Origin of the sequence: Escherichia sp. KTE52 (assembly GCF_000408325.1) — a bacterium.
Lineage (GTDB): Bacteria > Pseudomonadota > Gammaproteobacteria > Enterobacterales > Enterobacteriaceae > Escherichia > Escherichia marmotae.
The window spans coordinates 2,135,711-2,161,341 of the sequence record NZ_KE138680.1 but is presented as its reverse complement, the minus strand read 5'-3'; the positions used below and the strand labels follow the sequence as shown (position 1 = coordinate 2,161,341).

General features: G+C 43.5%; 26 protein-coding genes and 3 pseudogenes. 16 read left to right on the top strand and 13 right to left on the bottom strand.

The window, feature by feature from the left end; translation table 11 throughout:
• Nucleotides 1-2: 2 nt before the first annotated feature.
• The 5 genes and pseudogenes from A1SC_RS01705 (at nucleotide 3) to A1SC_RS0122575 (ending at nucleotide 4,660) form a co-directional block, all read left to right on the top strand.
• The gene (locus A1SC_RS01705) at nucleotides 3-683 is read left to right on the top strand and encodes a heavy metal response regulator transcription factor (protein ID WP_001237983.1); all 681 of its coding nucleotides are present in this window, start codon (nucleotides 3-5) and stop codon (nucleotides 681-683) included.
• A gap of 15 nt (nucleotides 684-698) precedes the next feature.
• Nucleotides 699-2,156: a heavy metal sensor histidine kinase gene (locus tag A1SC_RS01710; protein ID WP_016262956.1), complete on the top strand. Its 1,458-nt coding sequence runs from the start codon at nucleotides 699-701 to the stop codon at nucleotides 2,154-2,156.
• Between the two features lie 63 nt (nucleotides 2,157-2,219).
• A complete protein-coding gene (locus tag A1SC_RS01715; RefSeq protein WP_016262955.1) occupies nucleotides 2,220-2,699 on the top strand; it encodes a (R)-mandelonitrile lyase in 480 nt (159 codons plus the stop codon).
• Nucleotides 2,677-3,438, top strand: a complete 762-nt coding sequence (locus A1SC_RS01720) for a carboxymuconolactone decarboxylase family protein (protein ID WP_016262954.1) — start codon at nucleotides 2,677-2,679, stop codon at nucleotides 3,436-3,438. Before A1SC_RS01715 ends, A1SC_RS01720 begins: the two co-directional genes overlap by 23 nt.
• A gap of 158 nt (nucleotides 3,439-3,596) precedes the next feature.
• Nucleotides 3,597-4,660 (top strand): annotated as a pseudogene (locus A1SC_RS0122575) (alpha/beta hydrolase).
• A 233-nt stretch (nucleotides 4,661-4,893) separates the two neighbouring features.
• Here the strand turns inward: A1SC_RS0122575 and A1SC_RS01725 are convergent.
• Both A1SC_RS01725 and A1SC_RS0122570 read right to left on the bottom strand, forming a co-directional pair.
• Nucleotides 4,894-5,940, bottom strand: a complete 1,047-nt coding sequence (locus tag A1SC_RS01725; RefSeq protein WP_016262951.1) for an NAD(P)-dependent alcohol dehydrogenase — start codon at nucleotides 5,938-5,940, stop codon at nucleotides 4,894-4,896.
• Nucleotides 5,941-6,102: 162 nt separating this feature from the next.
• Nucleotides 6,103-6,972: pseudogene (locus A1SC_RS0122570) on the bottom strand (aldo/keto reductase).
• A 250-nt stretch (nucleotides 6,973-7,222) separates the two neighbouring features.
• Here A1SC_RS0122570 and A1SC_RS01730 point away from each other — a divergent pair.
• Both A1SC_RS01730 and A1SC_RS01735 read left to right on the top strand, forming a co-directional pair.
• The gene (locus A1SC_RS01730; protein ID WP_016262948.1) at nucleotides 7,223-8,074 is read left to right on the top strand and encodes an aldo/keto reductase; all 852 of its coding nucleotides are present in this window, start codon (nucleotides 7,223-7,225) and stop codon (nucleotides 8,072-8,074) included.
• Between the two features lie 26 nt (nucleotides 8,075-8,100).
• A complete protein-coding gene (locus A1SC_RS01735; protein ID WP_016262947.1) occupies nucleotides 8,101-9,090 on the top strand; it encodes an aldo/keto reductase in 990 nt (329 codons plus the stop codon).
• A 34-nt stretch (nucleotides 9,091-9,124) separates the two neighbouring features.
• On the opposite strand, the gene A1SC_RS01740 is transcribed toward A1SC_RS01735, so the two are convergent.
• Nucleotides 9,125-10,018, bottom strand: coding sequence for a LysR family transcriptional regulator (locus A1SC_RS01740; RefSeq protein WP_000910707.1), 894 nt, complete (start codon nucleotides 10,016-10,018; stop codon nucleotides 9,125-9,127).
• Between the two features lie 148 nt (nucleotides 10,019-10,166).
• Here A1SC_RS01740 and A1SC_RS01745 point away from each other — a divergent pair, with 148 nt between their 5' ends.
• The 5 genes from A1SC_RS01745 (at nucleotide 10,167) to ykgO (ending at nucleotide 12,622) form a co-directional block, all read left to right on the top strand.
• Complete coding sequence (locus A1SC_RS01745; RefSeq protein ID WP_016262946.1) at nucleotides 10,167-10,949, top strand: SDR family oxidoreductase; 783 nt, start codon at nucleotides 10,167-10,169, stop codon at nucleotides 10,947-10,949.
• 125 nt (nucleotides 10,950-11,074) lie between these two features.
• A complete protein-coding gene (locus A1SC_RS01750) occupies nucleotides 11,075-11,326 on the top strand; it encodes a YdgH/BhsA/McbA family protein (protein WP_000645741.1) in 252 nt (83 codons plus the stop codon).
• A gap of 317 nt (nucleotides 11,327-11,643) precedes the next feature.
• Nucleotides 11,644-11,745 carry a small membrane protein YkgR gene (ykgR, locus tag A1SC_RS01755; protein ID WP_000662202.1) on the top strand — a complete coding sequence of 34 codons (102 nt, stop codon included), beginning with the start codon at nucleotides 11,644-11,646 and terminating at the stop codon, nucleotides 11,743-11,745.
• 473 nt (nucleotides 11,746-12,218) lie between these two features.
• The gene (locus tag A1SC_RS01760; RefSeq protein WP_000812360.1) at nucleotides 12,219-12,482 is read left to right on the top strand and encodes a type B 50S ribosomal protein L31; all 264 of its coding nucleotides are present in this window, start codon (nucleotides 12,219-12,221) and stop codon (nucleotides 12,480-12,482) included.
• Nucleotides 12,482-12,622, top strand: coding sequence for a type B 50S ribosomal protein L36 (ykgO, locus tag A1SC_RS01765; protein WP_000866436.1), 141 nt, complete (start codon nucleotides 12,482-12,484; stop codon nucleotides 12,620-12,622). Before A1SC_RS01760 ends, ykgO begins: the two co-directional genes overlap by 1 nt.
• Nucleotides 12,623-12,716: 94 nt before the next feature.
• Here ykgO and A1SC_RS01770 read toward each other — a convergent pair whose 3' ends face one another.
• From A1SC_RS01770 to A1SC_RS01780, 3 genes are all read right to left on the bottom strand, one after another.
• Entirely contained in the window at nucleotides 12,717-13,394 is a 678-nt protein-coding gene (locus A1SC_RS01770) for a tetratricopeptide repeat protein (protein WP_001515804.1), read from the bottom strand.
• Nucleotides 13,395-13,453: 59 nt separating this feature from the next.
• Nucleotides 13,454-14,749: a prolyl oligopeptidase family serine peptidase gene (locus tag A1SC_RS01775; protein WP_001143170.1), complete on the bottom strand. Its 1,296-nt coding sequence runs from the start codon at nucleotides 14,747-14,749 to the stop codon at nucleotides 13,454-13,456.
• A gap of 88 nt (nucleotides 14,750-14,837) precedes the next feature.
• Complete coding sequence (locus A1SC_RS01780; RefSeq protein WP_001515803.1) at nucleotides 14,838-15,485, bottom strand: O-methyltransferase; 648 nt, start codon at nucleotides 15,483-15,485, stop codon at nucleotides 14,838-14,840.
• Nucleotides 15,486-15,630: 145 nt separating this feature from the next.
• On the opposite strand from A1SC_RS01780, the gene A1SC_RS01785 reads away from it, so the two are divergent.
• Nucleotides 15,631-16,308, top strand: a complete 678-nt coding sequence (locus tag A1SC_RS01785) for a TetR/AcrR family transcriptional regulator (RefSeq protein ID WP_010377142.1) — start codon at nucleotides 15,631-15,633, stop codon at nucleotides 16,306-16,308.
• 157 nt (nucleotides 16,309-16,465) lie between these two features.
• On the opposite strand, the gene A1SC_RS01790 is transcribed toward A1SC_RS01785, so the two are convergent.
• The gene (locus tag A1SC_RS01790) at nucleotides 16,466-17,239 is read right to left on the bottom strand and encodes an ABC transporter ATP-binding protein (RefSeq protein ID WP_016248374.1); all 774 of its coding nucleotides are present in this window, start codon (nucleotides 17,237-17,239) and stop codon (nucleotides 16,466-16,468) included.
• Nucleotides 17,236-18,303: a FecCD family ABC transporter permease gene (locus A1SC_RS01795; protein WP_016262945.1), complete on the bottom strand. Its 1,068-nt coding sequence runs from the start codon at nucleotides 18,301-18,303 to the stop codon at nucleotides 17,236-17,238. The genes A1SC_RS01790 and A1SC_RS01795 overlap by 4 nt, the downstream gene beginning before the upstream one ends.
• A gap of 209 nt (nucleotides 18,304-18,512) precedes the next feature.
• Here A1SC_RS01795 and A1SC_RS01800 point away from each other — a divergent pair, with 209 nt between their 5' ends.
• Nucleotides 18,513-19,562 carry an ABC transporter substrate-binding protein gene (locus A1SC_RS01800; RefSeq protein ID WP_000700644.1) on the top strand — a complete coding sequence of 350 codons (1,050 nt, stop codon included), beginning with the start codon at nucleotides 18,513-18,515 and terminating at the stop codon, nucleotides 19,560-19,562.
• A 2-nt stretch (nucleotides 19,563-19,564) separates the two neighbouring features.
• Nucleotides 19,565-20,257, top strand: a complete 693-nt coding sequence (locus A1SC_RS01805; protein ID WP_016262944.1) for a substrate-binding domain-containing protein — start codon at nucleotides 19,565-19,567, stop codon at nucleotides 20,255-20,257.
• A gap of 257 nt (nucleotides 20,258-20,514) precedes the next feature.
• Here the strand turns inward: A1SC_RS01805 and A1SC_RS01810 are convergent, their stop codons facing one another.
• A complete protein-coding gene (locus A1SC_RS01810; protein ID WP_001019913.1) occupies nucleotides 20,515-21,129 on the bottom strand; it encodes a YagU family protein in 615 nt (204 codons plus the stop codon).
• A 679-nt stretch (nucleotides 21,130-21,808) separates the two neighbouring features.
• Here A1SC_RS01810 and A1SC_RS25330 point away from each other — a divergent pair.
• A pseudogene (locus A1SC_RS25330) lies at nucleotides 21,809-21,982 on the top strand (integrase); the annotation flags it as partial.
• A 703-nt stretch (nucleotides 21,983-22,685) separates the two neighbouring features.
• Here the strand turns inward: A1SC_RS25330 and A1SC_RS01815 are convergent.
• From A1SC_RS01815 to A1SC_RS01830, 4 genes are all read right to left on the bottom strand, one after another.
• Nucleotides 22,686-23,285: a hypothetical protein gene (locus tag A1SC_RS01815; protein ID WP_016262943.1), complete on the bottom strand. Its 600-nt coding sequence runs from the start codon at nucleotides 23,283-23,285 to the stop codon at nucleotides 22,686-22,688.
• Nucleotides 23,285-24,178, bottom strand: a complete 894-nt coding sequence (locus A1SC_RS01820) for a DUF4747 family protein (protein ID WP_016262942.1) — start codon at nucleotides 24,176-24,178, stop codon at nucleotides 23,285-23,287. The genes A1SC_RS01815 and A1SC_RS01820 overlap by 1 nt, the downstream gene beginning before the upstream one ends.
• 332 nt (nucleotides 24,179-24,510) lie before the next feature.
• Nucleotides 24,511-24,690 (bottom strand): hypothetical protein, encoded by a 180-nt coding sequence (locus tag A1SC_RS01825; protein ID WP_016262941.1) that lies wholly within the window; start codon nucleotides 24,688-24,690, stop codon nucleotides 24,511-24,513.
• 49 nt (nucleotides 24,691-24,739) lie between these two features.
• Nucleotides 24,740-25,321: a hypothetical protein gene (locus tag A1SC_RS01830; protein ID WP_016262940.1), complete on the bottom strand. Its 582-nt coding sequence runs from the start codon at nucleotides 25,319-25,321 to the stop codon at nucleotides 24,740-24,742.
• Nucleotides 25,322-25,631: the final 310 nt, after the last annotated feature.

The following is a 25,631-nucleotide window of genomic DNA, read 5'->3' as shown; positions in this document are numbered from 1 at the left end:
TTATGCGCCTTTTACTTATAGAAGATGAAGAGAAAACCTCGACATATATCAGCCGTGCATTAAAAGAATCAGGGTTCATCGTTGATATTTCTGCCAATGGCGCTGAAGGGCTTCATTATGCGCTGGAATTAGACTACGACGCGATAATTCTTGATGTGATGCTACCCGGAATGGATGGTTATCAGGTGCTGGAAGGCGTCCGGACCAGGAAACAGACCCCCGTGCTGATGCTGTCAGCACGGGGATCGGTCGACGAACGCGTCAAAGGGCTGCGTCTGGGAGCAGATGATTATCTCCCTAAGCCCTTTTCACTCATTGAATTGGTGGCGCGTATTCAGGCGTTGGTGCGTCGCCGCCCTACGGATGGCGCAGACATCACTCAGCTTCATATTCAGGATCTGCATCTCGACTTACTGGCGCGCAGGGTATTTCGCGGAGGAACGAGACTGGAACTAACCGCGAAAGAGTTTTCCCTGTTGAGTTTGCTCGCTCGCCATCAAGGGGAGATCCTGTCAAAGATGATGATTGCCGAACAAGTCTGGGACATGAATTTTGATAGTGATGCCAATGTGGTTGAAGTCGCTATTAAACGTTTACGCGCCAAAGTTGATGCCCCATTCGACGTTAAGTTGCTTCATACCGTTCGCGGCATGGGGTATGTCCTCGAAGTCCGGCCTGAGTAAATAAAGGGGATAAGCATGCTCAAGCGTTCCATCTCTGTCCACCTGGCGCTGATGTTTGCCTTATCCGCGCTGCTGATTGTTTCCGTTATTGGCATCCTGCTCAGAAGCTCTTTGCATGATTCCTTACAAAAACAGATGCACAACGAACTGTTGTTCAGGGAATCATTGATGAGTCCGTGGATCACCGCTCGAACCTCAGCCGACGGTTGGTCCACGCTTGCCAATAAATTCACCGTATTAGCCAATTCCGAAGGTGAGCGCGTGCGCTACTGGATAGTCAGCGATAACCCGCGTTTCAGCGTGGGAGGAATACCGCCAGTGGGAGTTCAGTGGTCTTCTTTGCGGGAGGGATTTAATAAAGTACCCGGCGCATCAGAGGGCGCATGCTCGCTGTTTCTGTTAGTGAAAACGATCCCGGCAAACGGTGAAAGACCTGAGTTACGTTATGTGGTCGCCATTGACTCCACGCCGTACATGGGCACGCTCAATGCCTTTACGCGGACACTGTTGATCATTACTGCTCTGGGCGTAGCGATCGTCGCCCTGCTGGGCTACGTTGTTTCAAAGATTGGCCTGCGTCCGGTGGGAATGCTCAGTAAGCAGGCGCAACATCTCGCACCAGGGGATCATAATCAGCGACTGGATGCCAGAGCCTTGCCCGAAGAGTTGCAGCAACTGGCCTCATCATTTAATGGCGTGCTGGAGCGCCAGGAAATCGCCTGGCGGCAACTTGAAAGTTTTAATGCTGATGTTGCTCATGAACTTCGCACGCCGCTGACTAACCTGATTGGCCAAACGCAACTGGGGCTATCACGCCGACGATCTTATGAAGAACTGGAAGAATTATTGGGCTCGAATCTGGAAGAGCTTGAACGTATGACGTCTATTGTCAATGACATGCTGTTCCTGTCTCATGCCCACGCGGGGGAACATGCGTCTCAGCTTAAACAAGTCTCCTTGCGAGAAGAAACCCTTAAGACAGCAGAATATGTCGAGCCTTCTTTTACAGAAAAACAGCTTTCGCTGGATGTTGAAGGCGATGTCACTGCGCTTATCGATCGGCGGCTGTTCCACCGCTCACTGGCCAATTTACTGGAAAATAGCGCAAGACATTCCCCCTCCAATAGCACGATTACCGTGCGGTTAAGCGAAAGAGATAATCAGGCCTGTGTTGAAGTTTCCAATCCGGGCGATCCGATAGCACCTGAGCACTTACACCGGCTTTTTGAGCGGTTTTATCGCATCGACACCTCCCGGGCAAGAAGTGATGCCCATCATGGGTTGGGTCTGTCGATTGTGCGCGCCGTCGCTATTATGCACCGGGGAGATGCCTTTGCCCGTAGTGAAGGTGGCATCAATACATTTGGCCTCACCTTTGCGATGCAAGCAAATAAAACAGCGGGCAATTCGCCTTCAGGCACTGAGTCTGGTGCAGCGTTAACTGACAAAATTGTCAGGGAGGCGTCAGCCTGACGACATGTCACGCTGATTAGTATCATTGCATCCCCTCCATCATCGTAGATAAGGACGCTTTGCATGATCAGACTGTTACGTTATCTCGGGTTACTACTGCCACTCTTCACCGCTTCATCCTGGGCAGTGGAGCAAAATTCCGCTGTCCATATTGCTCCCGCCGGAAGCCAGAATGCGGTGTACGGATCAGCGGAGAACTTTACCGGTCGTGTCCGGGTTGATCCGCTGTTCAACGCAGACAACGACATCCGTGTTTCCGCGGCTTATGTCACCTTTGAACCAGGCGCTCGCTCCGCCTGGCATACTCATCCGGCTGGTCAGCGGCTGATTGTGACCGCTGGTGTTGGGCTCACCCAACAAGAAGGCCAGCCGGTACAGGTGATCCGTGCTGGCGATGTTGTCTCTTGCCCGGCGGGCGTCAAACACTGGCATGGCGCAGCCCCCGGTAGCGCGATGACACATCTGGCAATAACCGGCGTGGTGGATGGCAAAAGCGTTAACTGGAAGGAGTTAGTGACAGATGAACAATACCACACCCATTAAGATATTAACGGCAGCGGTACTGCTAACCTTTGGTTTTGCGCTTACCGCAAATGCTGCGCTCATCAATAAAGGAGCTACCAAAATGAATCATGAATACACGGTTTCAGATACGCTTTCAGCTCGCCAGCAGGCCATCCCGTTGATTGCCGCCTCAATGGCCAGCAGTCAGATGGATAAGCTGAATGCAGCACTTAATCAGGGACTTGATGCAGGACTCACGATAAACGAAGCTAAAGAAATTCTCATCCAGCTCTATGCCTATACCGGATTCCCCCGCAGCCTGAATGCTCTGAATGAGCTGATGAAAGTCGTCGAAGCACGTAAACAACGTGGCATCGAAGACATTGAAGGTAAAGAGCCAATCGCCCCGGTTCCCGTCGGGGATGAGCTTCGCCGTGTCGGTATCGCAAACCAGACTAAAATCGCAGGAGCGCCTGTCCAGGGGCCACTGTTTGATTTTGCGCCCACGATAAATCAATTCCTGCAAACGCATCTGTTCGGGGACATTTTCGCCCGCGATAACCTCGACTGGCAAAGCCGTGAACTGGCAACAGTTGGCGCATTAGCAGCCACGCCAGGCATTGAAGCCCAATTGTTGTCACATACGCGAGCAAGCATGAGAGTTGGCCTGACAGCAGCGCAGTTACGGCAGTTGGCACAGGTTCTGCGTGAACATGGTGACTATGATGCGGCCACAAGAGCTGAAGAGGCACTGCAAAAAGCGATTGAAAGCAAATAGAGAAGGTCGCCATGCAGACTGGCCCCCTGATCAGAGAACATATGTGATTCATCATCCACATTCATGAATCTGCCAAATAAAGGCAATCAAGGGGGCAAAATAATTAACGCTGGTAACTCAGATATGATTGAACGGCAACCATAACAGAGGATGTAATCTTGAAAACTGTCTTAAAAACGCTGGCTATCTGCATGATGGCAGGAGGTCTGGCGGCGCAGTCGGTCTCTGCCGAACCATTGGTCATTCAGGAACAAGGAAGCTTTTCTGCCGGGGGCACCATCATCACCGCGCCAGGAACATTTAATGCGAAAAAGCCGCTGGACTCGGCGGGGCAAACTTATCATGGCGATCATGCGTCAGTGTTCTACCAAATCCCGGAGAATCCGCATAAATATCCCATCGTTATGCTACACGGCGCAGGTCAATCTTCCCGTACCTGGGAAAGTACGCCGGATGGTCGTGAAGGATTCCAGAACATATTCCTGCGTCGCGGATTCTCCACGTATATTGTCGATCAGCCGCGTCGGGGTGATGCCGGACGTACCACTGTAGAAAGTACGGTTACACCAAAACCCGATGAGCAGATGTGGTTTAACCAGTTCCGTGTTGGCGTGTGGCCAGCGTATTTTAAAGGCGTCCAGTTTTCCCACGACAAAGAGGCACTGAATCAGTATTTCCGCCAGATGACCCCGAATACAGGGCCGTTTGATGTCAATGTCATCTCTGATGCGATGTCTGCCGTAGTAGATAAATCAGGTCCGGCAATCCTCTTCACTCACTCTCAGGGTGGTGGTCCAGGCTGGTATACCGCGATAAAAAACAACAAGGTAAAAGCCATTGTCGCCTTCGAGCCAGGAAGTGGCTTTGTGTTCCCGGAAAAAGAACTCCCCCCCCTATGCCAAGTGCGTTCGACACGCTGAAGGGTGAACCAGTGCCAATGGAGCAGTTTATGGCGCTGACTAAAATCCCGATTCTGATTATTTACGGCGATAACATACCGGATAAGCCTGTATCCATGCCCGCGCAGGACAGTTGGCGAGTACGCCTGGCAATGGCGCGTACGTGGCGTGACGTGGTTAACAAGCATGGTGGGGATGTGACGGTGACGCATCTGCCTGAAGTAGGGATAAAAGGTAATACCCACTTCCCGTTCTCTGACCTGAATAATGTGCAAATCGCTGATTTGGTCAGTAAATTCATTCATGACAAAAAACTTGATTAATTAAGCAAAGGGGGCTGACTCGCGCTCCCTTTATGTTGGGACTTCCCATATTCCGTCACATCAGGATACAAACTGATACTCTTTCCTTTCCGCAATGAGAGGCACGAAAGAATCTTCATGATTTGATGGCATTCATCGTTGTTGCGCGTAAAAGGAGTTTCACCAGAGCAGCGGTTCAATTTTGTGATTTATTGGTAAATATAAAGAATCGCTGCTCTGAATTACTCCGTTACTCAGCCATTCAGTGAAGCCATGTCAATGACAAAACGATGCGCCATATCCCCTTTTGCAAGGCGGGAAAAAGCATCGTTTATCTGATCAATATTGATCATTTCACATTCGGGATAGACATTATGCTTCGCGCAGAAATCCAGCACTTCCTGTGTTTCTGCAATACCACCGATGAGTGAACCTGCAACACGGCGACGCCCCATAATCAGAGGGATCGTTGAAGGTTCTTCCACAGGACCAACCTGGCCAACAATAACTAATGAACCATCAATATCTAATAATGGGGTGTAGATATTCAGGTCGTGTTTAACGGGAACTGTATCGATAATCAAATCGAATGCGCAGGCTGAGCTTTGTAATGCCTCGGGGTCTGAAGACGGGAGAATGCCTTTTGCACCGAGCGATTTTGCCTCATCCTCTTTGCTTTTCGTCCGGCTAATCACAGTAACGTCAGCCCCCATCGCAACGGCCAGTTTTACCGCCATATGGCCTAATCCGCCTAACCCAATAACGCCAACACGGCTGCCAGGGCCAACATTCCAGGTACGTAATGGTGAGAACGTGGTGATACCTGCACAGAGAATCGGCGCGGTTTTCGCTAAATCCATATTTTCAGGGATCCGCAGGACAAATTCCTCACGTACCACAATATGTTTGGAGTAGCCTCCCTGAGTGATTTCGCCGCTAATCCGATCCTTAGCACCATAAGTTGGCGTCATCCCGTGGCGGCAATACTGCTCTTCGCCCTGCTCACACTGGTCGCAGTGCATACAGCTATCGACCATACAGCCAACGGCAACATGATCACCTACCTGATATTTTTTAACCCCCTGCCCCACTGATCTCACGACACCAACAATTTCGTGCCCCGGAATTAACGGATAAGGTTGAGGCCCCCAGTCGCCATTAACTGTATGTAAATCTGAGTGACAAACGCCACAATAAAGAATTTCAATGGCAATATCATTGTCACGTAACTCACGACGTTTAAAATGATAAGGAACCAGCTTTGCGTCGGCAGAGAGTGCAGCATAACCAATAGTTTTCATAACGTGCCTCTTCATTGTGAAATGATTAATAATTTAAGGATCATATCCTTAAAGCACTGGCTAAAAGCCATATTGTCTGAATGTGACTACTTTATAAAATAAAGCCTGTACGCTCAGATAAAACATCCTCATCCAAATGATATAGCTCAACAAATACTAAAATCAGTCATGTATTTTTACGCCAAGACAACCACGAATAAACTCAGGATTAAAATGTTTTACGGATTCGCCAACATAGCCTAAATCGAGTGAACTAATTTGTTCCATTTCTTCATCTGTCAGGGAAAAATCCCAGATGGCGAAATTTTCCTCAATACGGTGTTGATGAGTCGATTTCGGTATAACAACTACGCCTCGTTGAATATTCCAGCGCAGGATTACCTGAGAAATCGATTTCTGGTGAGTATTTGCAATACTCTGAAGCATTTTGTTTTCAAATGGCTTATGTCTTCCACCGCCTAATGGAGCCCAGGCTTCAGGCTGCACATTATAGTACTTCATCGTTGCCAGCGCCTCAGGTTGAGCAAAATAGGGATGCAGTTCCACCTGGTTTACCATTGGTTTTACTCTGACAGTTTCACAAAAATTTGCTAATACATGAGGATAGAAGTTGGAAACACCAATCGCTTTCAGTTTCCCCTCATCATAAGCCTCTTCCAGGGCGCGCCACGCACTGAAATAATCGCGCATTGCCTGGTGCAATAAATAGAGATCAAAGTATTCAAGGCCCGATTTTTTTAACTATGCTTCAATTCCTGCTTTTGCTGTATCGCGATCGACCATGTCCTGTACCCAAAGTTTTGAGGTAATAAATAATTCCTCTCGGGTACAAAGACCTTCCGAAATGGCCTCACGAACCGCTTCACCGACAGCATCTTCATTACCGTATACCGCAGCAGTATCGATAAGACGATAACCTGTCCGGATAGCACTCAACACCGACTGTTTACACTCTTCTTTATCGGTAACCTGAAAAACCCCAAAACCGACCATCGGCATTTTAAGATTGTTGCTTAATACAGAAAATTCCACGGTAAGCACCTCCATCACGTATGGATCATTATTCTAAGTTAAAATACAACTCCCGATTAGTATGCAAATTGTGATTTCACTTATGCAGATAATTCATTAATAAAATAGACCCACCTGGTTACGAGGCCACTCAAATCTGCATTCTGGCGGATTAATGAATTTTGTTCATAGCCCCTGACAAATCCTTCCGTCTAATCTCATCACTCCCTTTACGTTATGCTTCCCGTGAACAATAACGGGAGGTAACACCATGCAAACTGTAAAACTGAACAACGGTATTGAAATGCCCTTGCTGGGTTTTGGTGTATTTCAGATGACAGATGCCGCCGAATGCGAAAGAGCGATTATTGACGCTATTGACACCGGTTATCGCCTGATTGATACCGCCGCTTCATATCAGAATGAAACCCAGGTTGGGAATGCGCTAAAACAAAGTGGTATTGCGCGTAACGAACTCTTTGTCACCACTAAACTCTGGTTGCAGGATACGAATTACGAAGGTGCCAAAGCCCAGTTCGAACGCTCACTGAATCGACTGCAACTTGATTACGTTGACCTGTATTTGATTCACCAGCCATACGGCGATGTCCACGGTGCCTGGCGCGCCATGGAAGAACTGCAACAGGCAGGCAAGATCCGCGCTATTGGCGTCAGTAACTTCCACCCTGACCGACTGGCTGACCTTATCGCCTTTAATAAAGTCGTTCCGGCGGTGAACCAGATTGAAGTTAACCCCTTCAACCAGCAATTACAGGCCGTTCCGTGGATGCAAAGTCGTGGTATTCAGCCAGAAGCCTGGGCACCGTTTGCGGAAGGTAAAAATGGTCTGTTCCAGCATCCTGTATTGGCGGCAATAGGCAAGAAATACGGCAAAAGCGTGGGTCAGGTTGTTTTGCGCTGGATCTACCAACGAGGCATCGTTTCGCTGGCGAAATCAGTACGAAAAGAACGCATGGAAGAAAACATTAACATTCTTGATTTTGAACTCAGTCCTGAAGATATGCTGCAGATTACTGCCCTTGATACTGCAACCAGCGCGTTCTTCTCTCACCGCGATCCCGCAATGGTGGAATGGCTGACTGGCCGCAAACTTGATGTTTAAGCCGCGATAAAAGAGGTATTCATTCAATGCAAAAACGTTATCTGGGTAAATCCGGACTCGAAGTCTCCGCCCTTGGACTCGGTTGCATGGGCTTGAGCTACGGCTACGGTCCGGCAACAAATACCCGTCAGGCTATCGAACTCATTCGCGCTGCCGTTGAACGTGGCGTTACCTTCTTCGATACCGCCGAAGTGTATGGTCCGTATCTGAATGAAGAAGTTGTTGGCGAAGCCTTAAAACCGTTTCGTGACCGCGTGGTGATTGCCACTAAATTTGGCTTTACCTTCGGTGATGATAATAAGCAGCAGATTTTAAACAGCCGCCCGGAACATATCCGTGAAGCCGTTGAAGGATCATTACGCCGTCTGAAGACAGATGTTATTGACCTGTTGTATCAACACCGTGTCGATCCAGATGTCCCGATTGAAGACGTTGCTGGAACGGTGAAAGACCTTATCGCAGAAGGTAAAGTCAAACATTTCGGTCTGTCCGAAGCGGGTGCGCAAACCATTCGTCGTGCACATGCAGTACAACCTGTCACCGCCCTGCAAAGCGAATACTCCATGTGGTGGCGTGAGCCTGAGCAGGAAATTCTGCCGTTGCTGGAGGAGCTGGGAATTGGTTTTGTGCCATTCAGCCCATTAGGTAAAGGTTTTCTGACGGGGTCAATTAAACCAGGGACAACTTTTGGTAAGGATGATTACCGCAGCACCGTACCGCGTTTCGCTGCACAAGCCATTGAAGCCAATGAAAAACTGGTCACGTTGTTGGGTGAGCTGGCTGCAGAGAAAGGGGTAACGTCTGCCCAAATTGCACTGGCCTGGCTGTTAGCACAAAAACCGTGGATTGTTCCCATCCCGGGCACCACTAAACTGCACCGGCTGGAAGAAAACCTGGGCGCTGTCGACATTATTCTTTCGCAGAAAGATACACAGCAGATAACCCAGGCACTGGAAACAATTAAAATCGTCGGTGAACGTTACTCGCCTGAGCACCAGGCACGCGTAGGTCGTTGATGCCCAAACGGGTCCACAGCAAAATGCGGACCCGTTATTCCGAGTAGCGAAGTGCATCGATCAACAGCGCAAAAGCAGGCGGGTGCTGCTTACGGCTGGGATAGTAAAGATAATATCCAGGGAAAGAAGGACACCACTCCTGTAAAACCTGAATAAGTTCGCCTGACTTTACATAATCCTGAACCGAGTTTTCGGGAACACAGGCGATACCAAATCCTGATAATGCTGCATCAATTCTTTCTGGCAGCAGATTAAACGTCAGTTGCCCATCAACTCTGACCCGTAACGGTTTGCCTTCTCGCTCAAACTCCCAGTGATAAATTCCACCGGCAGTTGGCAAACGCATATTGATACACTGATGATTTTGTAGATCGTGAGGCGTTTCTGGTAAGGAATTAGCCGCAAAATACGCCGGTGCTCCCACCACGGCCATCCGCATATCCGGTCCAATCTTCACGGCAATCATATCTTTATCCACACTTTCACCCAGACGGATCCCGGCATCAAAGCGGCCTTCAACAATATCGACAAAACCGTTATCTACCACCAGTTCAACATTGATTTCGGGATACTCCCTGAGGAACGGTTTTAGCTTCGGCCAGACCAGACTGCGCGCAGCATGTTCCCCGGCAGATAAACGAATATTCCCGGAGGGCGTGCCGTTCAGTTGAATAAGTGATTCCAGCTCCTGTTCAAGCTCGTCAATACGAGGCTCAAGACAGGCAATTATTCTCTCCCCTGCTTCCGTGGGAGCCACGCTGCGGGTAGTTCGGGTTAAGAGGCGGATATTTAGCCTTTCCTCCAGCGCCTTAATCGCATGGCTGAGAGCAGACTGAGAAACACCGAGTTTGCCCGCGGCTTTGGTAAAACTTCGCTCCCTTGCCACCACAAGAAATATTTGCAATTCGTTGAAGTTTTCTTTGAGCATTGGCAATTTCCTTGTAGAAGCATTCCCTTCAAAACGCACTCATGAAGGGTGTTCATAGACACAATCATTTTAGCCCCATTATTGACAATAATGATAATTGATATTCTGGCTGTATCGAAAATAAGGCTGAATTATCAGAAGGTTTATCATGAAAATACTCGTTGCAGGAGCGACAGGAAGCATTGGCATTCATGTTGTGAATACTGCTATTGCAATGGGCCATCAGCCCGTGGCTCTGGTCAGGAATCGGCGGAAAATCAAATTACTCCCTCGTGGAACAGATATTTTCTATGGCGATGTTTCAATACCTGAAACACTCACCGATTTACCGAAAGATATTGATGCCATCATTTTTACACTTGGCTCCGATGGTCAGGGACGTATTGGTGCCAGAGCGATAGATTACGGCGGTGTACGTAACATTTTGCGAAGATTCATGGCTACACCTGTTCGCATCGCCCTGATGACAACAATTGGCGTTACTGAGCGCCTCAGTAGCTGGAATCAATGTACTGAAGTTCATGACTGGAAAAGACGAGCTGAACGCCTGGTCAGAGCCAGTGGGCATACCTACACTATCGTCAGACCCGGCTGGTTTGATTACAACAATGATGATGAGCACAGAATCGTTATGCTTCAGGGGGATAGACGCCATGCGGGAACACCGGAAGATGGTGTTATCTCCCGGGAACAAATCGCCCAGGTTCTGGTAACTGCTCTGAGCAACGATGCAGCAAAAAATAAAACGTTCGAACTGGTCGCAGAGCGAGGAGAAGCACAGCAGGATCTCACCCCTCTGTTTGCAGAGTTGCAAAGTGATAATCCACAAAAAAATGATGGGGTTTTCGATATAAACAATATGCCCCTTACTGAAGAACCGGAATGCATTATTAACGACCTGAATCTGTATTCAAAAAATTCAAAAATCTGACAACGTTGTCATATGACAGTCAGTCTTATGACAGTTTAGAACTGTATATTTACATATCAAGAAGGAGGAGGCTCCTCCTGATATTCGTCAACTTCCAAATATATCGTTCAAAACAGGTATCAGATATGAAAGCACTACTAATTACTGCATTATTCATGGGATTCATTTCGGTAAATACCGCATCTGCTGCTGAGGAGATTCGTCATGCAGATGGCAAAGAAAAGATTGGTGTAGTTTCAGTCAGTAATGCCCTGACGCTTGATGAGGTATCAAATGCGCTTTCTCGTAAAGCTGATGAGCAAGGAGCAACGTCGTTCAAAATCCTGTCTACGACTGGGAATAACAAACTGCATGGTGTTGCTGAAATCTATAAGTAAATAGTAACTGACTGTTTATCATGAGCATCGATTCCATGACTTGCCCTTACGGCGAAAATACAGCCTCTGCGGGCTGTAAATACGGTGCTCTCTAAATGTGAATAGCACAATTACGCGGGGATCTTACAAGAAGAGCAGAGTAATCCTCAGGGCCAATTTCAGGTGTCGAATATGGATCACTTTTGTGCGATTAGTAATAATTGATGTAATACATCTTTTCAAATTTGTGATACACCTCAAAAAATTGGTTGACCAAACTCGCTATCTATATACAAGGCGCTTATGAGGTGCGCTCTTTTTAAAGCGAGGAAATACCAATGAAAGAGAATAAGATACAGGAAATCAGTAATAAACTGATTAATATTGTTGTTTTTGTTGCAATTGTAGAATATGCCTATTTATTCCTCCACTTCTATTAATTACATCAAAAAACAATTCCCTTAGGTGATATTTAATATATGTATCTTCTACCTCCTTCATAATAGCTATGCCTGTGGGAGAGGTATTTGTACTGTTTCAAAGGGAAGCTTAAAAAAACCGTATTTGTGCCGCACTGAAAGAGATTGCGCATTGAGTCAGCATTTTAGTTACCCAATGCGCATGTTGGTTCACTAAATTGCTACTTTGGCTGTGTGATAAATAATCAGCCGGTAAAGCAGAGCTTACCCACATTCTCAAATGCTTTCATACTGCTCCGCGGGTCGTGTCGTAAATCAGCAGTTCGGCTGCTGAATAGTGCCGTTACCAACGATAGCCAACAACATCTCTCACTTCCGGCACGTTCGGTTAGCTGCAGGAATCCCGCATATCCAGGTGGTCATAGGATTTTGTTGAAATTATCTGGACGAGAATGTATCTTTATTGTTATGTTATAACGTAACATGAAGAAGTAATGAAACAAAATATCCATCCTGAATATCGTACCGTGGTGTTCCACGACACCAGTGCTGATGAGTACTTTAAAATTGGCTCCACTATCAAAACAGACCGTGAGATTGAACTGGATGGCGTAACGTATCCGTATGTAACGATTGATGTCTCTTCAAAATCACACCCGTTCTATACCGGGAAACTGAGATCCGTTTCATCAGAAGGAAATGTGGCGCGATTTACCCAGCGTTTTGGTCGTTTTGTTAGCACGAAAAAGGGGGCATGATGAAAGTCCTTAACTCTCTGCGCACAGCAAAAGAACGCCACCCAGACTGTCAGATTGTGAAGCGAAAAGGACGGCTATATGTTATTTGTAAATCTAATCCCCGTTTTAAGGCTGTTCAGGGGCGCAAGAAAAAGCGTTAACTCTGAGTTCGAAGGTTCAACAATACTTGTCTGGCTGGTCGCATAATCATGCCTGATTAATGCTGGTGTATTCAGTACGCCAGCATTAACTCACCTACTGCTGACGCTGTGTATTAGCTGCATCAATCGCTTTTTGATACCACTTTTCAGCCAGTTGGGGATTTTTCTCGACGCCCAATCCCAGTGAATAAATATCACCTAAAGCCACAAAACTGGGGGCAGTGATATGATCCATTCTGTTGATATGTTTAAGATAAAGGTTTATCGCTTTTTGGTAATCGCGTTCTACACCATAACCTTGCTCATAAAGTTTCGCCAGACGATACTGCGCCGTAATATCATTATGTTTATCGCCGTTCTTATAATATTCCGCTGCTTTTTTATAGTCCTGAGAAACGCCTAATCCTCTTTCATAAATAATCCCAAGATAACGTGCAGCTTTCATTTCTCCCGCTAAGTCAGCTTGCTCAAAAAGGCTTAAGGCTTTGGCATAATCAAACGGTACGCCATACCCATTAAGATATAAAATCCCTAAATCCAGTTTCGCTCGGGGATTTCCGCTGGCTGCTGATTTCGTCAACCATTTAAAAGACTGAGCGTAATTCACCGTTTGATTGTAGTTTCCATTTAGGTATGCTTCCCCCAATCTGGCTTGTGCTTCTGCATCTCCTTGAGCAGAGCGTGTAAGTATTTCGTCAAAATTCATTTTTGATGCCGTATCAGCATATACAGATGCAGAAAAAAATAGAATTACAAATAATAATGTCTTCATTCTGTCTCTCGGCAAAAATGACTGCCAACACGTTACCTGATGACAGTCTGGTCTATTTTTTATTGTTTACGTTGGTTAAATAACCATTCGCGAATAGGTTCTATGCTGTAAGCAATACGCCATGTGTTACGATGCCCACTTGCCCCTTCTCGCGAAGAGTATTCATCAAATACACTGTCTTTTATAAAAACGGTATAACGGATATTAGTTTGTTCTTCAAACAAAGTGTCGGCAGCAAATCGATATTGCTCAGGCTCCCACTGGCCATTCCATGCCGCGCGAGAAACCTTTCCGCCAAATTGCTCAAGACGTTCAGTAATCGCGTTGAAGCTGGGAAAAGCTCCTGAATCATCCTCTGAGGCCATAAACCATAATTTGTTTTTAGCTATTGGAGCAACCTGTTCCGCATCCCACTTTCCTGCAACCAGGTAACTTGCTGTGAAAAAATCAGGATATTTAATATTCATGGCGATGGCCAGCATACATCCCCCTGACTGACCAGTAACATAAATACGCTCAGGATCTATTTTATATTCTTTTACCAAATACTGAACAAGATTTATTGTTGTATCAAGCAATGTTGAGGTACGCCAGTCATCATCAGCAATGATTTCATTATATTGAGGAGCTAAAACATAACAGGGGCGTTTCATTTGCTCTTCAGGTTCTGCCCAAATTACTGCGCCTAACCCCTGAAACAGAGTCGTTGTAACTTGTGCACTGGTAGCCCCTGCATCATGCATAAAAAGAACCAGTGGTAATGGTTTATTTTGTTCTTCAGGAATAAAGAAATTATATTTTAGTATTTTCCCGCTTTCTTTATCTTTATATTCATCTTGTCTAAAACTATCCACTACCAGGTTTGAAACGGCGTTAGTTTCCAGTGTGGTATTTTGTGTGACGACAACAGCAGAAGCATCTTTATATTTAATTGTTTGGTTTAGTTTTTCTCCTGCAACCCAGGTAGGTTTACCTTGCCCTTGTTTGGGCGCTGCTTTTTGTATTGTTGGGTCCGTTATAGTTTCTTGCCATTCATTTTGTGGTTTGCTGTGTTCCAGTTCAAGTATCGCGTACTTACCTGATTTTGCTTCAACCAAAGCTGTTGACTGGCTGACAAATGTTTTATTGATGTGATAATTTTTTACACTAAACTCTATTGTTGAAAGTTCTTCCTTGTTTATAGGTTTTTCAAATTCTACAGCGATCGCAATAAGTCGAACTCCGTCACCAAAAACTTGTGTAATAGCTGTAGCATTTATTGCTTTGTTATTTGTGTTTGCAAATACAATGCGAGGCATTGAAACAATTAAAGCACCCGCAACACTTTTAATTAAAAACTCTCTGCGCGTCGGCATAAATGCCCCTTTACTTCTGATAAAAAGTAGATGAGTATCAGTATGAACAAGGACTATGATTTTTCAACTTTATCATTCGTACTTATATTTAACTTATCTTCAGTGCTAACTCTGTACCTCGTTTTATCGGTAATGTTATAGAAATAAAACCATTCTGTGGATCACGAACATAAGATAAAAAATCTGGTTCTGCGTTATCATTTAATATATATCCTCCCACTCGTAGCTGCGGCGCAACAATCTCAGTAACCTGACGAGCAAGACTTGGGCCATCAGCAAGAGGGAAACCATCAATAAGAATAAAATCGACAGGACCACCGAGATCTTTCAGCGTTTCTCTCGCATCACCGACACGAATATCAACAAAAGACGTAAGACCAGCCTCTGCCAGATTTCGGGACGCGACTTCAGCCTTTTCCCGAACCATTTCAGAACCAATCACCAGTCCGCCACCATTATCTTTCATCGCAGCGGCAAAATAGAGTGCTGACATACCTACAGAAGTTGCAAAGTCCACAACACGAGTGGCTTTCATTGCCCGGCACAGTAAGTAGATAAGTTCCCCCTGCTCTGGGGCTATGGAAAAGCCATAACCGGAAAATTTTTCAGGATCAAGTACAGGAGCTTCGCGAAACATCTCCTGCGGGGGATGTTTACGTTCATTATTCATGCGTTCCAGAACACGTATAACCTGGGGATCACGAATGGGGCTGATGCTATTATTTAATCGACTCATAAATAAGGACCTGTATTTTATGAAGTGATGTTACCTGGTTGTTTTCATACACCATGTTATGATCATTGCTTATGTTGTTGGTATAGTGATACCATTTTTGGTACTGGTCAAGTACCAAAAATGAATACAGGAGTAAATGTCTTTGATGAACAAGAGCGAAGTGAGTACACCGGTGCGACGGGGAAGACCCAAAAGTGCGGGACTTGATGAGCGTAAGAAAGCAATAGTTATTGGTGCGTATAGTGCCTTCATTGAGCTTGGTTTTGCCCAAACCTCAACCACAGAAATTGCTCGTCGGGCAAAAGTATCAAAAAGAACAATTTATGAAGTATTCAGTAATAAAAAGGAAATTTTTTCTGAAGTAATTAAAGAATATAAAACCCTGTTCCTCGATCTTCCAAGACCGGAAAACGAGATGCTTCCTATTAATGAAACTCTGTTTCGCATATTCCGATTAGATATAAGTCAGGAAGAAGCTAAAGAGAGAGAAGCACTCTTAAAATTAATGACACGTGAATCAATTCTTTTTCCAGAGCTTTCAGACTATTTATATGCCACTAAAACGCTTCATTCAAGAGAACTGTTAATAGAATGGCTGGATATTCAACAAGCACAAGGGCGTATTGCTGTTAAAAACACGGGTAATTGCGCGGGGATGCTAATGGATATTGTTTTTGGCGCATTAATTCCTCGTCGATGGGTTTTGGACGTTAACGAAGATCAGACACTAACACCTGAAGGTCGTCAGCAGCAACTTGAGGAAATAAAAGAACGTATCGAAACCGTTATACAAGGGATCAAAACTGAGCCTGCTCATCCATAGCATTTGATGGACGTTTTTTATGCAAATTACGAGGTAGCACTCATACTTTATACAAATAATCTTGCCATCAAAGATGAAACCGGTTTACTCAATCTGACTGATGAAAGTGTCGAAAAGCGCCGGAAGGCGCAGGATGAAAAATATTTAATACGCGTTGCTAATCCGGAATAACACCATCGACAATAAGTTGTAACAAGCCCTGAGAACAATGCTCTATCCGTCCACGAATATGATATACACTAGCCAGATTCTCTGGCGTAATGACCTCTTCTGGATTTCCGCTGGCAATAAGTTTACCTTTTTTTAGCATGACGACATAATCACCGTATCGTAATGCGATATTTATATCATGAACTACCATAACTGTGACTATATTGCGACTCCGTGTCTCGCTTCTGACTAAATCCATAACATGAAACTGGTGGTTTAAGTCCAATGCACTCAGTGGCTCATCCAGTAGTAATATAGATGGATTTCGGGCCAATGATTGTGCCAGCCCAACCAGTTGCCGCTGACCTCCGGATAATTGATCCAGATAACAAAAGGCCAGATGTTCTATTCCTAGTTGTCTGAGAATAGCTATTGATTGTGTTTTTTCATCTATGCTCCCTATCTTTGAAGCACGCAGAGCAACAAAAATAGATTCCAGCACATTCAAATGCACGTCATGCGGTAAGAACTGTGGTAGAAATATTGTACTGTCGGCACGGGCTGAAAATGGCATCTGCATAAGGTTGACCCCATCAAGAAATATATTACCGCTAACCTTATTCAGCCCCGCCAGGGCACGTAGCAACGTCGACTTTCCACAACCATTTGGCCCCAGAATGATGGTTATTTTTCCGCGAGGAAGTTCAGATAAACTAAGATCACATATTACGTTTTTTTTCTGATAACCCGCGTTTAATTTATACAGTGAAAGGCCTTTCATAACAAACTCCTGCGATAACGCAGAATAATACTAATAAATAATGGAACACCAACAAGTGATGTGACAATACCAATCGGGATAATGACACCAGGAATAATATTTTTCGAGGCAATTGAAGCCAGAGAGAGCACCAGACCTCCAGTTAATGTGCTTCCCGTCAGATAAAAACGATGTTCCTCACCAAATAGCATTCGGGAAATATGCGGAGAGACAAGACCAATAAAACCAATCGGACCAACGAAGGCTACCGACAATGCAGCAAGTAAACTTATACGTAACAGGGAAGAAAGACGCAGTTGATAAGCATTGATACCAAACCCCATAGCCCTCTCTTCTCCCATGCGCAATGCTGTAAGTTGCCATGAGCGAGAAAATGACCATAGAAAAACAATGATAAACACGCCTAATAAAACGCCCAGTCTGCTCCAGGATGCACGAGCCAGACTGCCCATTGTCCAGAATACCAGTCCCTGGAGAGTATCCTCATCCGCAATAAACTGCATCATTGCCACAAGTGCATTGAATGTGAATACCAATGCGATACCCAGAAGAATCACTCCCGAAGTTGCTATTCTTAGCCAACGAGACATGCTATCGAGTAATAAAGCTGACAGAAGAGAAAATATAAAAGCGTTTGCTGGAACAAACCATGTTGCCGATATACCAGGAATACCGATCCCCAGGACAATAGCCAGAGCTGCACCAAATGCCGCTGCAGAGGAAACCCCAAGTGTAAAGGGACTGGCTAATGGATTGTTGAGGATCGTCTGCATTTCTGCGCCCGCGAGTCCCAAAGCCATGCCAACCAGCAAAGCCATTAAGGCGTAGGGTAATCGGATTTCCCAAACAATGACCTGGATGCTGGTATCAGAGCTAAATGGATGCACTAATGCGTGCCATAACTCACTGACTGACAAACTGGAAGAACCCAGAATAATATCCAGAAATAGTGAGAAAAGTGTCGCCAGTGTTATTATTGAAATCAATATAATTCGTTTACGGACAAGTTGGTGGTACTGATACTCTATCGCATCAGGTGATTGTGAATAGATGAGGTACGGCAACGTAACGACTCCTTTATCTCTGCTATTCTGGCAATACGTCTTTGGGGTTACAGATAACTGAATTGAAAGTTTCTGCTGAACAAATAAAAATCACATTCTCTTCATATAACCACATCAAAAATATCCCCGAATCACTTTTCCCAGCGCCTGACTGGTGTTACCATTTCGGTATATAACCATTTATATACCGATTTTTAGTGTGATGGAATATGAAAATAAATAATAAGTTGTTTTTATTAATGATTTTTTTGCTTTCTTTATCATTTACTACGCAAGCTGAACGAACTTTCACCGATCAGATTGGTCGTGAGGTGAAAGTACCCGACAAAGTTGATCGTATTGTTGTACTTCAACATCAAACTTTGAATCTTTTAGTGCAGATGAATGCCACCGATAAAATCGTGGGTGTTATGTCAAACTGGAAACAGCAACTTGGCAGCAATTATGCACGTCTTGCACCAGAATTAGTCAGCAAGGCATCATTAGGAGATTTAACCCATGTCGATGCTGAAAAATTGGTGGCCTTGCATCCACAGGTCGTTTTTGTCACCAATTATGCGCCGCAAGAAATGATCGACAAAATCAGTAGCCTTGGAATTCCAGCAGTAGCAATTTCTTTGCGGCACGATGACGAGGGAGAGAAGAATAAACTTAATCCAACAATGGCTGATGAAGAACAGGCTTACGTAAAAGGGTTATATGAAGGGATTATGCTGATAGGCAATATCATCAATAAGCCTGAAGAGGCTAAAGCGTTAATCAAGGCCACTGAAAATGGTCGTAATATTGTGAGTGAGCGGCTGCAGAATCTACCCGAAGAAAAGCGTATTCGTGCCTATATGGCTAATCCAGAATTGACAACGTATGGTTCCGGAAAATACACAGGATTAATGATGAAACATGCCGGTGCAGTAAACGTCGCCGCGTCCACCATTAAAGGGTTCAAACAAGTCTCAATGGAACAAGTAATTGCATGGAATCCTCAGGTAATTTTTGTGCAAAATCGCTACCCTGGCGTGGTGAATGAAATACGGTCAAATCCGCAATGGCAGGTAATAGATGCTGTCAAAAATCATCGTGTTTATTTGATGCCAGAGTATGCAAAAGCATGGGGTTATCCGATGCCCGAGGCTATGGGTATTGGAGAGTTGTGGATGGCGAAAAAACTGTATCCTGAAAAATTCAATGATATCGATATGCATAAAATAGCCAATGACTGGTATAGAAAGTTTTACCGTACTAATTATCAAGGTGAATAATAATGCGTGTACTTGCTGCGGGTAGTTTACGCCAGGTATGGAAATCACTTATATTGGGATTTCAGGATGATAATGTTCATTGTGACTTTGGTCCAGCCGGTATATTGAGGGAACGTATTGAAGCGGGTGAGAGATGTGATCTTTTTGCATCAGCGAATATGGCTCATCCGCAAATGTTAATGGCCACAGGACATGCCTTGTGTATTAAACCTTTTGCCTATAATCGTTTGTGCCTGTATGTTCGGGCGAATAAACTTAATGAAAATGACGATTGGTATTCTTTATTAAACAGGGAAACGTTGCGAATCGGGACATCAACCGCGGGGTGTGATCCCGCTGGCGATTACACTCACCAGCTTTTTGAAAATATGGGTAGTGTTGGAGTAAAAATAAGACAACGAGCGGTTGCATTGGTGGGGGGAAGAAATTCATTACCTCTTCCAAAAAATGTGATAGCCGCGCAGTGGCTAATTGAAAATAATTATACCGATTTGTTCATAGGTTATGCCAGTTACGCTCCCGGCTTACAATCAATTGAATCAGTAAAAGTTATAGAAATACCTGAACCTTATAATCCGATTGCTATCTATGGATTTGCCTGTCTGACCGAGAAAGCCAGGCCACTTTGCAACTTTTTAGTTTCGCCAGATGCCAGGGCGATACTTGAGCAACATGGGTTTATGTCATCACGTTGAGCCTACACTCTTCGCATTACAAACTATAAATACCATTATATAAATAAATCAGTTAATTCATCATAACTGCATTTCCACACCCTGTCCCAAAATATGTGAAACTTTATGAATCTCAGTTTTACCCAGTATGCGTATTGATACCTGCATAGTCCAGGAGAAAGTAAATGGCGATGTAGACGTATGAAAAGAAGAATAAAGCCACGGCTTTGATCTATAAAAATGGCGCTATATCTGCGCCATTTTTATCATTCAATTCGTTATCTGTTTGAACCTAAAGGGATCTCAGGATCAGGCTCGTGAGTAATTCTGTTTCGTAAATCTCTACGAATAATTTCAATAGACCAGAACCATACTAAATGTCCAAAAATTTCAGAGACATTCTCATACCACGGAAGATCAAAAAGAGGTGGTGTAAGTCCCATTAGAGGGAATGAAATCATATGAACAAAAAGTTGTGCTAAAGCGCCTGCAAGCAAGCCCTGCCAAAGTTTAATTTTGGGAAATACTTCGGCTACTACGCAATAACCAACAGCAAAAACTATCGAAAAGATTATGTGCGTTACACCAACCCAGTTAAAGACATGCCCGGCGAAGGTATAAACCGCCGAATTTGGATCTGTCAGTCCCAACCAATCCCGAAGAAAAATATACGGAGGATTAAGAAAGTTACGGGAGCAATCAATTTGTCCTGCCGCCCTGATTAATGATTCCGGACCACACGCTGCATTAAACATATCAATCGGACTACGTGGCGGCAATGGGACTTCTGCTCCCCACTTAACAAATGCTGAAACAACGCCAGCAATCAGCCCGATAAATGCAGCAAGACCATAACGTCTACGGTTCGGTGGAGTTTGCTCAAATATATTCATACTTACCCTGTTTATTTCATTACGTTAAAGCACCTCTTTAGGAGTATTCATAAAAATAATGAGAATGTAAAGAACTGTATTGTTTTGTATTGATAACAGGTTATTTAATAACCTGATAACGTATACTCCATAATTTCTCCACATTTTCATGTTAAATATAGTAAAGAGAGTATGATGTTTCTCTCAGAGATAATTAATCATTCCTTTTGCCCACCTCAACGGTGGGCTTTTTTTTATGCAAAGTCTAAAAATTACACAGACAATAAAAATAATTCAAAATAACCGTAACTTATCACTTATCCGACTGTTACAAACTACAATAGTTAATCTTTTCTGGTTATATTTTATCTGACTGCTAATATTTAAACAGACAGGAAAATTAATAAGAATTGCTAATCATTCAACACACATACCACTGAAAGGTCACCAACCTGCCGCAGGTGGTAAAAATGGTATTGCTGCGGTTTTGTTGTGATTTTTATAAGCAGTATTGGTGAATTATGAACCATCAGCCCCATGCATGACGTGCATTTTTCCGAGTATCCTTGTTACTGAGCCGGGATGCCGGATAGTGCACGAATAATAAAAGTGTCTCAGCCGAAGAATAAACGGCTCCGCTGGATGGAGTCTCATGAAGCACAAAGGCTGATTGTTGAATTTGTATTAATAACAGACTTCGTTGCAGGAAATGGGAGGCTGGGAGTCTATCGAAATGGTTCGTCGATATGCTCACCTTTCAGCCAGGCATCTCACCGGACACGCGAGCAAAATCGACGCAATTATAAGCCGCAATGACACAAATACGGCACAAGAGGAGAACGTGGTTTTAAAGCAAGATAATTTATTGATTTAAATGGTGCGATAATAGGAACAAAACATAAATAACAAACGCATTGATATTTAATGATATTTTTATATTCCATTTTTATAGATACCCCCAAAAGTACCCCCAACTAATTTTCCATTGTCCTAAATTGTGCAAAAAAACGACTCTATTGTACTATTTTTCTTCGGGTATCTGCCTCATCAACAATCAATGATGAAGCTGGTGGATGCACACGGGTAACACGTTATTGGAATCCCTATATCGACAGCACGCCCACCAGCGTAACGCATTTTTTTTTAATTTCGCGGATGTAAAAATTTGACGAGGCGGGTAGTCACGAACAACTGGGTTACAGAGATTATACCCGCCACCACCTATGTTGATGAGGGCAATTATTAGTTGATATATCCACGCTCGTTTTCGCTTAATAGCAGAGCGTGCACAAAATTTGCATATTTCTATCTGCATTCCTCTAGCGACACAGGAATATGAGATAGTGGACATGATGAAACAAATCTGTGCTGACATGTGAACATGTTTTCCCAGTAGGAATGATCTAAAGCAGTCCATGATGCGGCCCTGAAACGCAGAAGTTATTGAAGCCACTTTAAAATGGAGTAAAAATAGCTTATGGTTACCTTATATATTTAAAGAAAAAATAGGTATTGGAATAGTTTGGTAGAAAAGTTATGACAAAAACTGACAAATAAAAGCCCATAAAAATGAGCTTTTATTCCTCCTTATTATTTTTAGCGTTATCTTGTTTGTTTCGTAAGGTCATAAAAGTATTATACCAACTAGAAACACGAAATATAGCAAAAACGGCAGCTAACGCAGAGAATACTGAGTAAATAAATATAAAGTATGCAAAGAAGCTGAATGTTAACAGTACATACCTGTAAGCAACACCTAAATAATAATACATAAAAGCGTTATTTATGAGAATGCTACTATAGGCCTTGGTGACCAAGGCCGTTATTATAGTTAACAACTGCAATAATATAAAATGAACAAAGGTTGCATTCACAGACATATAAGGGGAATATTCTACCTCTCCATTTTCACTTTCTTCATCTCCAGTTATTATTTTTTTGAAAGCCTCATCTCCAATAGCAATCCACATAGCAAAACCACCCAGTGAAAAACCCAAAAGGTTCGGCATTAACGACAGAATATCATTCCACCACCCCTGATGAGACCAAGATGGATAAAGAATCACTGTCATAAAAAAAGCACACCAAAAATAGCGACTTTTAAATACAGCCCCAGCGCCACCATAGATCTTCCAGTATCTAGCCATTGCACTGGTTGATTCTTTTACTTTACTCATTACTTTCTCAGAAGCCTCTTAAACTCATCTGCTAAAGATTTTGCTCTTAATAACAATAGCTCAGTAACTGATGTTACGTCAGAATCATATGATTCAACCCTTTGAAGTGGTAAATCGCTTGAGGCATGAACCTCAACTAATCCCGCCTCATTAATCCTACGTATGCTAACTTCGCCATTTCTCGAAGCAATAAGAGCATCCTGCTTTAACTCACTATCAGGTTTAATTTCCTGACCACGCTCAGATTTATATGTTTTATCTTCTTCAATAACGCCAATACGTTTGAAACGCTTTTGCATAATACTTTCTGCAGAAGCGAGATCATCTGGGTTAGGACGTCGAGTAACCATATTTATACACGTAATGCCTTTTAAAGAAAGCATACGTTCTACGTTATCTGGCTCGGTTAATATTGTAACATTAATCTTCCCAAACTTCTCTATAATTCTCTCATGAGAAAATATTCCATTCAAAAAATTTTCTATTTGTTTTGATGTAAGATGCCGACCTTTGTCCTGCATCTCATAAACTAAAAGATGGCTGGCAGGTAGAAAAACAAAAGAGAATCGAGCCACATTTGGTTTTAAATTCTCAGGTATACTTATCCTTTCCTTTTGCTCATCTGAGGCAATGTCTTTCTTTACAATATCGAACCAATCTCCATCAACATCAATATCTGTATACTTTAGAATTTCCCCTTCAAAAGGTTCACTAACTACCTGATTTTTCCTGTAAGGATAAAAGTGTGATAAAGTCGCGAAAGAGTCCCCCCTCAAATTAACATTTCTCGCGTTTTTTCTTGCCATTCTGAACAATTCTACATATTTTTCTGGCGAGTGGGGATGCATTGTTATATTCACCGCCCCATAAGTTAATTTTTTTGGTCTTGCCATTTTATCAGTGTTTCCTTATTGAGTTAAAAAGCAATATATACATGAAAAACATAAAGAAAACCATGTCTTAACGCACACCACTTAATAACCAAAAGGAATAAAAAACAATAGTGTTATTCAATAACAGTACAGAATGCTCTCCCCACCATGCCAACCTATTTCGTAGTACAGCTCTCATACAAGTGAATGGCATACAAAAAAGTTACCCCGAACAGGCCGTCTCAGTAAAAATGCTCCTTAAATCAACATCCAAATTAATGCCACCTGCAACAAAAAACCTTACCCTTAGGCTTAATGTTTGGCTTGGCTGTAGCCTTACCGTAACGCTCCGCTCACCGTCGCGGCCTGTCCGGTTTCTTCCACTGATACGGCCTTACATCATCCTGCTGGTGGCGTTCCTGTTGCAGCACAACGGAAACAGGCGCTGAACACCTGTTAATTTTGCTTGCTGGTTGTTTGATTCCGGCAATGCTGCGGATCATCTCCAGCATATCGGCTTCGGTGATGGTCATAGGTTTCCTATCAGCACTCATATCCAATTAATAAGTTCAACACAATGGATTATCCCGTTTTAGTGACTAACCATTGCAGAATAACGATAATTAAATATGTTAATGTGCCAGTTCCAAGAAGTATTAATAATTGATAGCAACGTAGGGCAATATTACTAATCGATTTTTGCATCACGATATTCACTGGCTCAGCCACACACTCTTTAGATCTTATCGATAGAATACTTGGAACTTCTCTATTTATTGATAATATTTCACATTGAATAGACTCACTAGGTGCAAGGTTTTCAAACTTGATAATATAGCGACCATCCTGTTCAATATTTTCTTCAAAATGGTGGACAGGCCAAAAATTAATATGCATTGGTTTATAGTTAAAAACCAATGATATATTAGTAGCACTTTCTCGCCCTTCATTAACAAGAATAATAGATCGTGTATACACCAACTGTGAATTAGATATTACCTCACCATTAGCATTCCGTAAGGGTTCATTGAGAAGAAAAGTAAATCCATGCTGATAACCATAGGATAACTTTGCCTTGCTTTTAAATCTGTTATTCAGTATCCATGTTAAAATCGCTATAAAAAAAGAAAATAGTTCTTTCCCATAAAGACTAAAAAAACTCATCACACACTTCCTTCAGTAATCTGATTCTGCGGTCAAAGTTACCAGCACTATAGTCATTCATCCACATTACGACAAGAAGGTTACAGCACGTTCAATCACACCTTAGGAAATCTTAGGGGCTGGTTGACACTTTCCGGCTTAAGACCTTAATAAATCTTAATATCGCAGGTTGACACACTTGACACTTTTTCGCGAAAAACCTTAACAAAACTTAGCATTTCTAAGCATGGCAACTTGACACTTTTCGCGATTTTTTCTGCTTTTTGATGTGGTAAATATGGCGCAAAGCCAGTAACGGCGGGGCTTACAG